Source organism: Cesiribacter sp. SM1 (assembly GCF_020178975.1).
In the GTDB taxonomy this organism is placed as follows: Bacteria; Bacteroidota; Bacteroidia; order Cytophagales; family Cyclobacteriaceae; genus Cesiribacter.
The window spans coordinates 109,002-121,861 of record NZ_JAHXBU010000040.1 but is presented as its reverse complement, the minus strand read 5'-3'; the positions used below and the strand labels follow the sequence as shown (position 1 = coordinate 121,861).

The window sequence follows — 12,860 nt, the reverse complement described above, 5'->3', positions numbered from 1 at the left end:
TAGCCAGACAGTGCTATTATATACCCGCCCCGTATGCTAATTAATTGCACTGGCACCTGGAAGGATTCTCCCACAGGATTGTATAACCGATGCCCCCGTTGGCCTTTTGCAGGTTTTTATTCAGTTGTACATAGAAAAACTGCTGTTGTACCTGCCTGCTGAACTGAAACCTGCTGTGGCCACCCTTGGTTTTGTAGGGTAAACATCTTTATTCATAAAATTTGCCTGCAAAATACTCATCCAGAAACCAATATTACATCACCCTGCTCCTAATAACGAAACTTTTACAAGCTCCCGAACACATCAAAAAGAGACATAAAAGCATAATAATAGAAAAATGTAATGTTTTACTTGCACTTATTGTCGATATTTTGATACTTTTAATGAATACATTACACAAGTGATTTTTAGCCATGGACTCATCCATATCTATCAGCATGCTTAAAGGTCTTAAAAGCAGCTATATCAACGTTCTTGCTTTTTTTACACAGGAGGAAAACAGCTGTGCTTACAAGCTACAGTGCCTCGTTAAGTGGGGGCTTCAGTTAGGCATTCACAAAGCTGAACTACACCGCTACATGAAAGATCCGGCCCTGATCCGTTTTCAGGCACCCAATTCAAACATAAATGCCCTGGCACAGGTATACGACCTGGTGTATATGGTTTATATGGATGGTATTGTAGAGGATATTGAACTGGAGCTGGTATCGGAGTATGCTTCCAGCATTGGTTTGGAGGCCCACGTGGTAAACAATCTGCTTAAAGCCATGGTAGCTGCACAAATGGATGGCACACCAGACGAGGCTCTCCGCTCAGACATTCTTGTACACCCAGAAGTGTACGTTTAGCTAAAAAATACTGCAGTAAGGGAGCATTTCAGCCCCCCCTCTTTCTCCAACAGGTAAACCGAAGAGACTGAAGCAAACTGTTTTAGTTCTGGACTTGCAGGAAATGACGCCGGACATCACAGAAGAGTAGCAGCAGTTTAGCTGCTGCTCACGCCCTCTTTTGCCTTCCCGGACACTATCAACGATTTAACAAAGATTCAACACAATGCTATGGTACAGGCTCACAAGCCGCCTGCTACTCATGGCTTCCACTACAGGAAACTTATAGAGCAATCAGGCCCTTAATATGGTGCGCTTTCAGGTAAACCTCGATTATAGCATCACTAGACTCCGCCATTAAGCGGGCAGTAAGGCTTATGTAATTACCTTTTCTGGACTTCTTTTCTGTTACCTCAGTTCCGGGAAACAGTTCCTTTACCTGCATTTCACTTCCCTGAGGCACTATAAATTTAAATGTATACAGGCTGGGCCAGTCATACTGCTGATCCAGCTTTTCACGAAATGAATCGTATCTGTTTCCGCTTTCCTCTATCATTTACCGTTAACTTATCTCTCTTTTTCCTGTAAAGAAAAACAAACCCACTGTTACAATAATTCCCCGCAATATAGGGACACCAGCGTATTCAGTAATAACAAAAAAGCTGCCTTTCGGGCAGCTTTTTTGTGAAGATTATATTTTAGAAGTACTTATATCGTTCGTCTTCAATTTCAGCCTTTTCTTTAACTGCCTCTGAAATAAGATAAGGAGTTCTTGAGGCTCTGCGCTGCAACAGCTGCTCTTTAACGCTTCCATAGTCAGCAATTTCGGCAGGCTCTGTTTTATTAACAGTTTCTACGATCACTACGCCCTGCTGTGTTTCTAGCGGCTGCGAACGTTCTCCTTCTTTCAAACCAAAGGCGGCACCTACTACTTCAGGAGCGTAACCTACTGCAGAAAGGGTATATACATTTGGCTTAACGTCGCTGGCAGTATACACGCTGGCATCGGAGCCATACTTCTGAGCCATTTCATCGAGTGAGCCATTCAGGGAAGCAAGCTTGTCTTTGATCTGCTTGGCCTTCTTCTCGTTTTTAACCTGTGCTAACACTTCGTCACGCACATCGGCCAGCGGAGCAGTTCCTTTATCGCTTTTACCAGTTAACACGGCTACAACATACTGATCGTCGAGTTCAAAAACGTTTGATACCTCACCCTGCTCAGTGTCGTCTGCAAAGGCCCACATTACTAACTGGCGTGCATTGAACATATTATCCACACGGCGTTCGTTCTGGCCAATACCGCGGGCTTCCTGAACATTAAGCCCCTGTTCTTTTGCAAGCTTCTCCAGCTCCTCAGGGCTTTCCGCTTCGGCTGCAAAAATTTCTGCTTTGCGGTAGGCTTCGTTACGGGTCTGGTCACCAGGCGTCAGGTCGGCCTGTACGCGGGCAATCTTGTAAACTGTATTGGTTTTAGGCTCAGTAACATTGATGATGTGATAGCCATAGTTGGTTTCTACCACACGGTTTACCAGGCCGGCTTCATTTCTTTCAAACACTGCATTCTCAAAAGGCTCAACCATACGGCCCTGCGCAAACCAGCCCAGATCACCACCACGTGAGGCAGAAGGATCGTCGCTGTTTTCACGTGCCAGCTGAGCAAAATCAGCACCGCCACGCAGCTGGGCTAAAAGACCTTCTGCTTTTTTACGGGCTTCTGCTTTCTGCTCCGGAGTTGTACCCTCACCGGCACGTACCAAAATATGGCTTGCACGGGCACGGTAAACTGAGTCACTGGCAATGCTGCTTACTTTATACAGTACGGTTGATCCGTTTTCATCGAAAGGACCGTAGATCTGCCCTTCCTGAAGCTGACCTGCGTTAGACTGCAGCTGGGCTGGCAACTGATCAAGGCCATAACGTGCAAAAGCAGGACCTGCCTCTGTATTTCTTACGGCGAAAGTAGAATCATTATTAGCGGCAGCAAAATCGTCTTTCAGCTGCTGAAGCTCGCGGTTGAATATCTCACGGTCAGACTCGGACGGCTGCACCGGAAACACTACATATTTAAGGCTGCGGGTAGCTTCTGACTGGTAGCGGCTCTTGTTTTCTTCCAGATACTGGGTCAGTTCAGATTCAGATACCTGAACAGTAGAGTCGCCAATAGAGTAGTATGGAATGTAGAGGTACTTAACCTCGGCTACAGCATTCTGGCTGTTGTACTCGCGCTGAGCTTCTGCTGTTGTAATGTATTCGCTCTTCAGCAGCAGGTTATCGTACTTCATGCGGGCACGGGCCGGGCGAAGGGTCTGCTCAAACATATACCACTGCATTTGCTGCTGTGGAGGCATGTTTTTGATGTTCTGCAGGTAAGAAAGCAACTGGTTGCGGTCAAACTCTCCTGTTTCAGGGTTTGTGAAGGCCTGCTGAATTTCAGGGCTGATGTTATTACCCTGAACCATGTCAACAATCTCATCGTCGGTTACTGCAATTCCCAGCCTGTTGAACTGCTGACGGAACGCTTTTTCGGCAATGAGTGCTTCCCAGGCCTGATTACGGATTGCTGCACGCTGTGCTTCTGTAATAGGAGCGCCTGTACGCATCTGGTACTGGTTTTCCAACTCTTCTACCTTGAGGTTAAACTCATCTACGCTAACCTCCTGCCCTGCGATCTCACCCACGGTGCGGTCTGGTGCATTGAAGGATGAATTCGGCCCGAACATATCGGCCAGAATGAACGCCCCAATAGCCAGTCCTATAAACACCAGCACAAGTACGCCAAGTTTCTCTCTAATTGTATTGATCACTGCCATTATATTGACTTTGAAAGAACCGCAAAATAAGAGTATAAATGCTTAATTTCAAAATATTAACGCTACGTATACTTGCTTTCGTACAAGTATTATTAACCATCTTCATTTGCATCCAGCAGATGCAGTTTTACGGTGTTGATACGGTTACCCTGAAGAGACAGAATGGTGAACAGGTAAGGGCCTATTTTTACCTCCTGGTTCAGGTTCGGGATATCTTCGTGCTCTGAAAGTATAAGGCCGCTGAGGGTATCATAATCACCTACAGGCAAATCCCAGCCGTATTCCTCGTTGAGGTAATCAATTTCATGACGGGCACTAAACAACCAGGTATCGCTGTCGAGTTGCTGTTCTACCAGGTCTTCCTCATCATGCTCATCGTGAATTTCGCCAAAGATCTGTTCAATGATATCTTCCATGCTTACGATACCAGAGGTACCGCCAAATTCATCTACAACAAGGGCCAGGCTTTTGTGCTCTGTAATAAACTGGATGAGCAGCTCATTGGCAAGCATGGTTTCCGGCACTATAATGATGGGCGTTAAAATTGCCTGAATGTCTTTTGGCTTTTTAAACATCTCCAGCATATGGCAATAGCCGATTACCTCATCAATAGAATCGCGGTAAACCAGAATCTTTGAATGTCCTGTATCAATAAACTCCTGTTTTAGCGCCTCTATACCCTCTTCTATATCCACAGATACCATTTCTGTTCTTGGTATCATGCAGTCACGCACCTTTATCGTTTTAAATTCAAGTGCATTGTTGAAAATACGGGCATCTACAAGCTCATCTTCGGCACTTTTTAGTGGCCGGGCTACATAACGCTTAATAAAGTTGTTCAGGTCGGTTAGCTGAAATACCGGTCTGTCGTCGGCCATTTGCTGCCGGAGTACATTCCTGATGATCCATTTACTGGCACCAATGATGATTACCACGAGCGGCCACATGATCCAGTAGATGAGCTGCATTGGCAGCGCCAGCAGGTGCAGTAACCAGTTAGGGTTAATCAGAAAGATACTTTTGGGGGTAAATTCGGCTGTTACCAGCACAATAAGAGTTGATGCTACCGTTTGGATAAGAAGCACCAGGGTATCATGCAGTTCGGAACCCATGCCATCGGGCAGTATTTCTGCTATAACCGGTTCGAGTACCAGGGCCATAAAATAACCATACACGACCAGGGCAATGGTATTACCGATTAAAGTAGTGCCTATAAAACCGGAAGGGTTATTGATGAAATTAGAAAGAATACGTCCGCTGAGTTGCCCCTGCTTGCGTTCAAGCTCTATCTGTAGCCTGTCTGCTGATACAAAGGCTATTTCCATTCCGGAAAAAAAAGCCGAGAATACCAGGGATCCCAGAATAACATAAACAATTGACCAATCCATTACTGCTCCTTTTTACGGTTTTGGGCCTGTTTGGATTCGGATGTAGGCTTTGATGATGAACGAGCATCGCCGCCAGACCGGGAGCGTTTTCCTCCAAAGCGCACCTTTTTACCTTTTACCTGCGCAGTTGTAGTACCCCTTGTCTTTTTATCTGCATCAGCAGCACCCTGAGCGGCAGTACGGTTCTTTTTCCGAACCATGTACACCAGCCAAAGCAGCACACTGAGCATCAGCCAGAGATAGCCAAAGCTTATTCCCTGCGTTATTGTTTCTAAAATTGTAATTACCAGGCAACCTGCACTAAGGGAAATCAGTGCTGTGTCTATGGTTTTACTGCTCATTATCTTCTTCTTTCAAAAGGGTACTGCCTTCGGGATTTAAGACCGTATAGCTTGAAAAATCCTGGCTGGCCTCAAGGCCTAAGCCGCGCAGTGTATCTTGCTGCTCTGTAATTACAACCCGGGCTTTTGTATATACTCTTGCTGTAGGCGGAGACCAGTGCAGGGTATCCGTATCGAGCCGGTTATTTTCTTTTTTCCCTTCTATTACCACATTTCCAACTGCAGTATAGCGGTCTTGCTCCTTGAAATAGTAGGCCTTATCAGCCATAAGCGTAGAGGAAACACTACCATCAGGATCATAAAATTCTACATAGATGCCAACAGGGAACTCCCTGTTACCATTTTCAAATTCGTACTGTTTTGCTGCCTGTAACTGCACCCGCACCACAGCAGAATCGCTGTAAAGGGTTTGTACACTGTCTAACTCCACCAAAGGGCCTTCATATGTGGCAACTTCGGTTACATCTTCCTTACCATTACAGCTCCAGAACAGTAAACTAAACAGAATAAAACCAACGATCGATTCTTTCATTTTGCAAAATTAAAAAAAGCGGCCCACATAAGCCGCTTTTCTTTAAGCTATCTATGATAACGGTTAGTCGCGTGTACGCAGTGTAACAGTTTCATTGATCCAGCATCCTACTTTCATTTCGCTGCCTACTGCGATGTTCTTATCAAAAAGCTCTCCTTTAGAAGGAAACTGAGCTTTTGCCCTGGACATTCCACCGCTGTCGCCAGCTCTCTGGAACATTTCGTATGCCGCAATATAAATAGCACGGTCAGCAACAATATCCTGGTTACCATAGCACTCCTGGCTGTCCATATAAAGTCTGCCAATCAGGCTGTATGCCTTAGAAGCTGAACTTGGATCTGCCTCTGCTGCTTTGTAAGCCAGAGAACGGGCTTCTGATTTAGAACCACGCTGACCGGCCAGCTGTGCCTGCAGCAGGAAAAGCTCACCTTTATCTTTGGTTGTGGTAGCCATGCTGATGGCTTCATTGATGTACTTGTTGGCTTCGCTGTAGTTCTTTTCACCAATATACTTAAGGGCAAGATACTTAGCCAGCTCAAAAGTAGGCTCCGACTGGTAGATGGTTGTGATGGCATTCAGGTACAATGGCCTGTCGGTACAGTTACCAACGCGCAGCAGCTTAAATACTTTTTTAGCTGTCTGTACGTCTGATGGGTTCTGCTGCATTTTAGGACCAAAGTTCTTCTCTACAAAGTCGCAGTCAACATTCACCATTTTAATCAGGAGATTGTCCACAATGCCTTTGTACTTATCAATAGTCTCTGCCTGCTCAGGCTGTGCCTGCAGTGCATTATCAAGCGCTTTCATCACGATATCGTACTGATCAAGCACCTGCTCGTCTGTAAGCGCATTAGGATTGGCCGCTTTGTAACGCTGCATGGCTACCATATAACCTACCGCGTTGGCAAACGACATTTTTTCCTGGTTCAGCTCTGCAGTACGCTTCAGTGTATTATATAGTACCGGCAGGCGATCTTTATCTGCAGCAAAGTATTTGTAAGCATAGTATGCTTTACGCTCCATATTCTCTGCTTCGTTGCAGTAGTGCTTAATGCGCAGATCGTAGAGGGTAAGTACTGAGTCCTGGTACACCTTCTGCTTTGCAGGATCTTTCTCAGCGTTAGCTAACTCATCGTATATAGTAACGCCATTGATGTAAATAGCAGGGTTGAAGGTTGGTGCGTTTTTGAGTAACCAGTGTAGCGCAGTTGCGGCAGCACGGTAGTTACCAAGCTTCATTTCATCGTTATACCTGGCATTTTTTTCTGAAGCAGTTTTCTTGTCTTCAGGGTAATTCCAGGTTGTTGCAGGATCGCCGCATGGCTCCTGAGGGGACTGCTGAGCGTTAACGGTACCTATAGCACCTACGAAGAACGCTAATCCCAAAAGTGCATTTTTCATCTTCATCTTTCTTGTTTTTCTTAATCGTACTTATACCTTTCAAACCAACGCTCGTTAAGGGTAACCCCTAAACCAATCCGGAAATAGCGCTCCCGAATCAAATCATTGTCGGTTTTGCCCCGTTGCCCCAGCGAAAAGCTGGTATGCACACCAGAAGCACCTACAGGAAAGGTAAAGCCAAAATTTATGCCAAACTCGTTAATTTCTTCACCATTTATTAAAAAAGGCGTTTTTTCTACCTGAACCCCCGTACGATACGTCACCCTGTTGAAATAGTTTCTGGAGACATAATTAGGGGTCCATTCACCGCCTGCAGAAACCCTGTAGCTGTTTCCCAGGCCACTTTCGGCCCCGGACTCAAAATTGCTGTAACGGCTCCAGTCCTGCATTCGTACATCGGCACCTACAGTGTAGTGGTATAAGCGGCCAAAAGATGCACCAACACCTATAGCAGCAGGTAAAATTAATGATCCTTTGTAATTATTAGCCAAGGTATCATTTACTAAAATCCCACCACTACTTAGGGGCTGCGTGCGTGATCTGTTAAAAGTAAGCGTGGCATTTACATCGGTTTCTAAATCATAGGTGAAACCGGCCATGATATAAGTTTGTTTTTCCCTGTTCAACTCTTTTCTGTAGGCAAGGCCACCGCTGATCAGGATGTCGGAATAATTGCTTCTCTCGTTAAAAACCGTGGTGTAACCAGGGGCACTAACCGAGTCGCTGGAAAAGGTAGTAGAAATTTGCTCGCTAATGCTACCAAAGAGGTAAGATACCCTTACACCAGCACTAATACCTTTATATAAATTGATACCTGTGGCAGCATAGGCCTGCGTGATACCGCCACTACCTTCGTATAAGGCAGTAGACATGCTGTTAGGCAAGCCCTGAACAGGATCGGTAGCCAGCAAACTATAACTAACAGTGCTATAGGGTGCCAGGCCAATATTAAAACCAATTTTATTTCTCAAGAGTGGAAAAGACACCGACAGATAATCGAAGCCTCCGCTGCTGAGCCTGTCCTGGGTTTCGGTTGTAGCCAGGCGCCTCGATTCTACACTTAAGCCGGCAAGGGCTGTGGTATAGTAAGCATTGTATGCCAGTAGGGCCGGGTTCTGGATGGAAAGAAAAAGTGGGTGTGTGTTCCCTATACCTACACCACCCATGCCTGCTGTGCGGGCGGTAGCCAGGTTATTAATACTTCCAATACCACGAACGGTGTATGGTGACTGCCCTACCTGTGCCGTTGCGCCAGTGGCAGCAATGAGGCTAAACAGCAGGAGCAGAACTTTTCTTCTGCAAAACATTGTATCGTAAAATCTCATTGAGCCCGAATAGCACCAATTCTGAAACCACAAAGATGCTTCCTTTTAATTTGTTTTCAAAAGTTTTAGCATCTCCCCCACAAAGAATTACACTCAAATGAGGAGAGATTTTTCTATAACGCAGTATTGTGCTTTCTATTTCACCAAGCATACCCCAATATGCTCCGCTCTGTAAACATTCCGCAGTGCTCTGCCCGGTTATGGGTGGTTCTTCTCCCTGCTCAAGTGCTATCAGTGGTAAACGAGCCGTAAAACTGTGCATTGCCCGGAGCCGCATGTGCAAACCGGGAGAAATTGCTCCCCCTAAATAATTTCCTTCCTGTGTAACAAACTCATGGGTAAGGCAGGTTCCGGCATCAAACACCAGCACTGGCTTACCGGCACAGTAGGCAGCGCCTCCCACGGCTGCAGCTATTCTGTCGGCCCCAAGTGTTTGCGGTGTTTTATACGCTACCTGAATGGGCAGGGGGAGGCCTGGCTGCAACAGCAGTGTTTGCAAAAATGGACTAAGCGAAGCGACCACCGGCTCGGGCGAGACCCCTACTGACGCCACAATAGCATATTGAGCCTGCTGCCGGCGGCACCAGTCTGTAATGGCGCTAATTTCCAGCCCGCTTTCCAGCCGAACAAGCTTTGTATCTTCAAACAGGGCAACTTTTGCCCTTGTGTTCCCTAAATCTATGGCGATGCTCCGCATATTGAACTAATGAAAAGGGGTTAACATATAGGTGGCGGTATACAGTTTTGGCACAAACACTCTCCTCAGCAAGCCGTTGTGCGTAAAGCTGCAAAGGTATAATTTAATGCAGGGATCGCGCCTAAACGCCTACTGCCATAAAAATAACTTATCTTTGTGCAATTCTAACAGGGTTCAGCGCAGATCATTCATCGTGAGGCTCGTTAACAGTAGTTTTACTCACGGGATTAAAGACTGGGTAATGATAGCAGCCGGATGTGTGCAATTTCACCTGGATCTACCCGCCCTGTTATAGCGTAAAATACTAAATACCTTATACGTTGTACTGTACTTGTTAATTGCAATGGCGTTTAATCAAGAAATCAAAGTGGGTGTACTGGGCGGCGGCCAGCTGGGACGTATGCTCATACAATCGGCAGTAGATTATAACCTGGAGCTGCACATGCTCGATCCCGACCCACAGGCTCCCTGCCACCAGCTGGCAAGCTCTTTTACACAGGGCTCCCTTACCGATTACAATACTGTTCTGGAATGGGGCAAACAGTTTGACCTGCTAACCATAGAAATCGAAAATGTAAATGTAGAAGCACTCAAAGCCCTGCAGCAGCTGGGCAAACAGGTATTCCCACAACCGGAGGTGATAGCGCTGATTCAGGATAAGCGTACCCAAAAGCAGTTCTTCACGGATAAGGGCATCCCTACTGCAGATTTTATTCTTACAGAAAACCGGCAGGAGGTTAGCAAGCACCTCGATTTTTTGCCGGCAATGCACAAACTGGGCAGGGAGGGTTACGATGGCCGCGGGGTACAAAGACTCAATGATGCCCTGGATCTGGAAAAAGCTTTCGATAAGCCCGGTTTGCTGGAAAAGCTGGTCCAGTTCCAGACAGAGATTTCAGTGATTGTTGCACGTAATACCCTGGGTGAGGAAAAAGCCTTTCCTGCCGTAGAAATGGTGTTCCACCCCGAACATAACCTGGTGGAGTACCTTTTTGCGCCTGCCCGCCTGGCAGCCGGGGTGGTTCAGGAAGCAGAACAAATAGCGCTGAAAGTAGCCCGTGAACTGAATATTGTTGGCTTACTGGCAGTAGAAATGTTTGTTACCACCGATGGCGCTGTGCTGGTGAACGAAGTGGCCCCGCGTCCGCACAACAGCGGACACCAGACCATAGAAGCAAATTTAACTTCGCAGTATGAGCAGCACCTGCGGGCCATTCTGGGTCTGCCACTGGGCGATACTGCAGCTAAAATACCTTCGGCCATGGTAAACCTGCTGGGAGAGGCTGGTTACAGCGGTACGGCACGCTATACCGGCATGGAAGAAGTACTGCAGCTAAGCGGTGTGCATGTGCATTTGTACGGTAAGAAATTAACCAAGCCATTCCGCAAAATGGGCCATGTTACCATTGTTGATACCGACCTGGACCGCCTGCGGGAAAAAGCAACTTTTGTAAAAGACACTTTAAAAATTATAGCATGAGCAAGAGTACTCCAATAGTTGGCATTATCATGGGCAGCCAGTCCGATATGCCTGTAATGCATGAAGCTGCCCAGATGCTCGAGCAGTTTGATATTCCCTATGAGATGAGCATTGTATCAGCTCACCGTACTCCTTTGCGCATGATCGAATATGCACAGCAGGCAAGGGAACGCGGAATAAAAGTAATTGTAGCCGGCGCCGGCGGTGCAGCCCACCTGCCAGGTATGGTCGCAAGCTTAACTTCCCTGCCCGTTATTGGCGTGCCGGTAAAGAGCAGCAACTCTATAGATGGCTGGGACTCAGTATTAAGCATTCTGCAAATGCCGGGTGGTGTACCGGTGGCTACCGTGGCCCTTAACGGGGCAAAAAACGCCGGTATTCTGGCTGCCCAGATTGTTGGCTCCAGCAATAAAGAAGTAGCCAAGCGCCTGGATGAGTATAAAGAAGAGCTGCGCCAGAAGGTAGAAGAAATGGCCGCTAAAGTTGAGAGCCAGAACTACAAAGGTGGCAAAATAGGCTTTACCCACAGTTAGTTTTACCTCTGCTAAACTTTGGGCAAGTTAACATTGCCTCTTTAACAGAAGGGCCTGCTAATAAAGCAGGCCCTTCTGCTTTTTAGCAGACTACTAAAATATAATATACCGGTTTGGCTAAAGTTGGTTGTGCCGAACCCCCGCCTGGCTTACTCTGCCCTGCTCCGGAAGCTGTCTCTTTTCCTATTTTGTACTTTAGAGGAAAAACATCACTACACCTGTAAAAAGGTAAACAAACATTTCGGCCCCACTAACTGCCCTACAACCTGCCTGTAAGTAGTATAAATACCTTGTTCAGGTGTATTTGAGCAGGAATTATTAAAGTAACACTTTATCATCAGCACCTAAAATGCTGTTAATAAATTGGTTATTCTATCTCTTTATCACAGCAATTTTTGCTTTTAACTTACCTCTGCCCCCTGTTTTTATAATAAACTACTCATTAATAGTAATATTGCAGTAAATCTTAAAACATGAAAGGCTCAGCTAAGTACTTATCAATATTGATGCTTGCATTGCTCTGCAACACCCTAAGTTTTGCCACAGACACCACTCATGTAGCAGCTCAGTTCAAAAGTGGTAAGCTTAGCCTGTATGGTAAACTGCTGCTGCCTGTTAAAAACGAAAGAGTACCGGTTGTAATATTACTGGTTGGTTCGGGGGCAAATTCGTCGTACCGTACAAATTATAAAGAGTGGGGGCAGGAAAACTTAGAAGATTTACTGCTTCCCGAGGGCATTGCTGTTTTCTACTTTGATAAGCGGGGCATTGGCTCTTCTGAAGGAAGCTGGTTTAAGGCAGATTTTAACGACCGTACAGCAGATGCAAAGGCGGCAATTGATTTCTTAAAGCAGCATCCTGCCATAGATTCGAGCCGCATTGGTGTGGTTGGGCACAGCCAGGGAGGATGGATTGCGCAGCTGGTTGCCAGCCGCTACCCCTATGATGTTGCTTTTGCCGTTAGCCTGGCCGGACCAACCTTTGGTGTTAGAAAGCAATTGCTCAACGATCATATGGGCAACCTGATGTGCAAACAGTACGACCCTATTGAGGCACTGCAAACAGCCGAAAGAAAAACCAATAATATCCTTTTGTTTACCTCTGTTTTTCCCCTGAAAGAAAACTGGAAGCAACTAAGGCGCATCAGGAAGTTTGAACCCGCTGCTGATATCAGAAATATACAAGTACCCTTCCTTTTCCTGTTTGCTGAAAATGATAAGCTCGTAAATCCTGAATGGAGCGAACAGGCGCTGTCTGAAATTTTTCCCGATGGCATTCCTCCGCATATTCAGCATCAGACAATACCTGAGGCAGACCACAGCTTTAGAAAGCTACCTTTCTGCTACGATGACAGCCTGGAAGACATTCCCTATTCAGAAGTTTATCAGCAGGCATTTAAAGATTGGGTGGTTAATGCCATACAGGTAGGGACACAAGTAGCAGAGGAATAGATAAGCCCTTAAAATTATTTGCCTGTAACAGGCGGGCTAATGTACAATGTATAACTAAAGGCAGAACCTATTCGG

Annotated in this window: 12 protein-coding genes; 4 read left to right on the top strand and 8 right to left on the bottom strand. The window is 46.2% G+C overall.

All coding sequences use genetic code 11. The features are described 5' to 3' along the window. Positions 1-413 precede the first annotated feature (413 nt). A complete protein-coding gene (locus KWJ01_RS05640; RefSeq protein ID WP_224995449.1) occupies positions 414-848 on the top strand; it encodes a hypothetical protein in 435 nt (144 codons plus the stop codon). Positions 849-1,110: 262 nt separating this feature from the next. On the opposite strand, the gene KWJ01_RS05635 is transcribed toward KWJ01_RS05640, so the two are convergent. From KWJ01_RS05635 to KWJ01_RS05600, 8 genes are all read right to left on the bottom strand, one after another. Beyond that, on the bottom strand, positions 1,111-1,383 hold the full coding sequence (locus KWJ01_RS05635) for a DUF493 family protein (protein ID WP_224995448.1): 273 nt from the start codon (positions 1,381-1,383) through the stop codon (positions 1,111-1,113). Between the two features lie 142 nt (positions 1,384-1,525). Further along, positions 1,526-3,637: a peptidylprolyl isomerase gene (locus KWJ01_RS05630; RefSeq protein WP_224995447.1), complete on the bottom strand. Its 2,112-nt coding sequence runs from the start codon at positions 3,635-3,637 to the stop codon at positions 1,526-1,528. A 92-nt stretch (positions 3,638-3,729) separates the two neighbouring features. Beyond that, positions 3,730-5,025 (bottom strand): hemolysin family protein, encoded by a 1,296-nt coding sequence (locus KWJ01_RS05625; RefSeq protein WP_224995446.1) that lies wholly within the window; start codon positions 5,023-5,025, stop codon positions 3,730-3,732. Further along, positions 5,025-5,366 (bottom strand): hypothetical protein, encoded by a 342-nt coding sequence (locus tag KWJ01_RS05620; protein ID WP_224995445.1) that lies wholly within the window; start codon positions 5,364-5,366, stop codon positions 5,025-5,027. The genes KWJ01_RS05625 and KWJ01_RS05620 overlap by 1 nt, the downstream gene beginning before the upstream one ends. Next, on the bottom strand, positions 5,356-5,898 hold the full coding sequence (lptC, locus tag KWJ01_RS05615; protein ID WP_224995444.1) for an LPS export ABC transporter periplasmic protein LptC: 543 nt from the start codon (positions 5,896-5,898) through the stop codon (positions 5,356-5,358). Before lptC ends, KWJ01_RS05620 begins: the two co-directional genes overlap by 11 nt. 63 nt (positions 5,899-5,961) lie before the next feature. Continuing rightward, positions 5,962-7,299, bottom strand: a complete 1,338-nt coding sequence (locus tag KWJ01_RS05610) for a hypothetical protein (RefSeq protein ID WP_224995443.1) — start codon at positions 7,297-7,299, stop codon at positions 5,962-5,964. A gap of 20 nt (positions 7,300-7,319) precedes the next feature. Next, the gene (locus KWJ01_RS05605) at positions 7,320-8,606 is read right to left on the bottom strand and encodes a hypothetical protein (RefSeq protein WP_224995442.1); all 1,287 of its coding nucleotides are present in this window, start codon (positions 8,604-8,606) and stop codon (positions 7,320-7,322) included. Beyond that, complete coding sequence (locus tag KWJ01_RS05600; RefSeq protein WP_224995441.1) at positions 8,569-9,321, bottom strand: type III pantothenate kinase; 753 nt, start codon at positions 9,319-9,321, stop codon at positions 8,569-8,571. Before KWJ01_RS05600 ends, KWJ01_RS05605 begins: the two co-directional genes overlap by 38 nt. A 343-nt stretch (positions 9,322-9,664) precedes the next feature. On the opposite strand from KWJ01_RS05600, the gene KWJ01_RS05595 reads away from it, so the two are divergent. The 3 genes from KWJ01_RS05595 to KWJ01_RS05585 all read left to right on the top strand — a co-directional run bounded on the left by KWJ01_RS05595 (position 9,665) and on the right by KWJ01_RS05585 (position 12,785). Continuing rightward, positions 9,665-10,801: a 5-(carboxyamino)imidazole ribonucleotide synthase gene (locus tag KWJ01_RS05595; protein WP_224995440.1), complete on the top strand. Its 1,137-nt coding sequence runs from the start codon at positions 9,665-9,667 to the stop codon at positions 10,799-10,801. After that, on the top strand, positions 10,798-11,334 hold the full coding sequence (gene purE, locus KWJ01_RS05590) for a 5-(carboxyamino)imidazole ribonucleotide mutase (protein WP_224995439.1): 537 nt from the start codon (positions 10,798-10,800) through the stop codon (positions 11,332-11,334). The genes KWJ01_RS05595 and purE overlap by 4 nt, the downstream gene beginning before the upstream one ends. Positions 11,335-11,807: 473 nt before the next feature. Then, complete coding sequence (locus KWJ01_RS05585) at positions 11,808-12,785, top strand: S9 family peptidase (RefSeq protein WP_224995438.1); 978 nt, start codon at positions 11,808-11,810, stop codon at positions 12,783-12,785. The last annotated feature ends 75 nt before the right edge of the window (positions 12,786-12,860 follow it).

Coding starts and splice junctions, on each gene's coding strand:
- KWJ01_RS05640 (WP_224995449.1), top strand. CDS start 414: ATGGACTCATCCATATCTATCAGCATGCTTAAAGGTCTTAAAAGCAGC.
- KWJ01_RS05635 (WP_224995448.1), bottom strand. CDS start 1,383: ATGATAGAGGAAAGCGGAAACAGATACGATTCATTTCGTGAAAAGCTG.
- KWJ01_RS05630 (WP_224995447.1), bottom strand. CDS start 3,637: ATGGCAGTGATCAATACAATTAGAGAGAAACTTGGCGTACTTGTGCTG.
- KWJ01_RS05625 (WP_224995446.1), bottom strand. CDS start 5,025: ATGGATTGGTCAATTGTTTATGTTATTCTGGGATCCCTGGTATTCTCG.
- KWJ01_RS05620 (WP_224995445.1), bottom strand. CDS start 5,366: ATGAGCAGTAAAACCATAGACACAGCACTGATTTCCCTTAGTGCAGGT.
- lptC (WP_224995444.1), bottom strand. CDS start 5,898: ATGAAAGAATCGATCGTTGGTTTTATTCTGTTTAGTTTACTGTTCTGG.
- KWJ01_RS05610 (WP_224995443.1), bottom strand. CDS start 7,299: ATGAAAAATGCACTTTTGGGATTAGCGTTCTTCGTAGGTGCTATAGGT.
- KWJ01_RS05605 (WP_224995442.1), bottom strand. CDS start 8,606: ATGTTTTGCAGAAGAAAAGTTCTGCTCCTGCTGTTTAGCCTCATTGCT.
- KWJ01_RS05600 (WP_224995441.1), bottom strand. CDS start 9,321: ATGCGGAGCATCGCCATAGATTTAGGGAACACAAGGGCAAAAGTTGCC.
- KWJ01_RS05595 (WP_224995440.1), top strand. CDS start 9,665: ATGGCGTTTAATCAAGAAATCAAAGTGGGTGTACTGGGCGGCGGCCAG.
- purE (WP_224995439.1), top strand. CDS start 10,798: ATGAGCAAGAGTACTCCAATAGTTGGCATTATCATGGGCAGCCAGTCC.
- KWJ01_RS05585 (WP_224995438.1), top strand. CDS start 11,808: ATGAAAGGCTCAGCTAAGTACTTATCAATATTGATGCTTGCATTGCTC.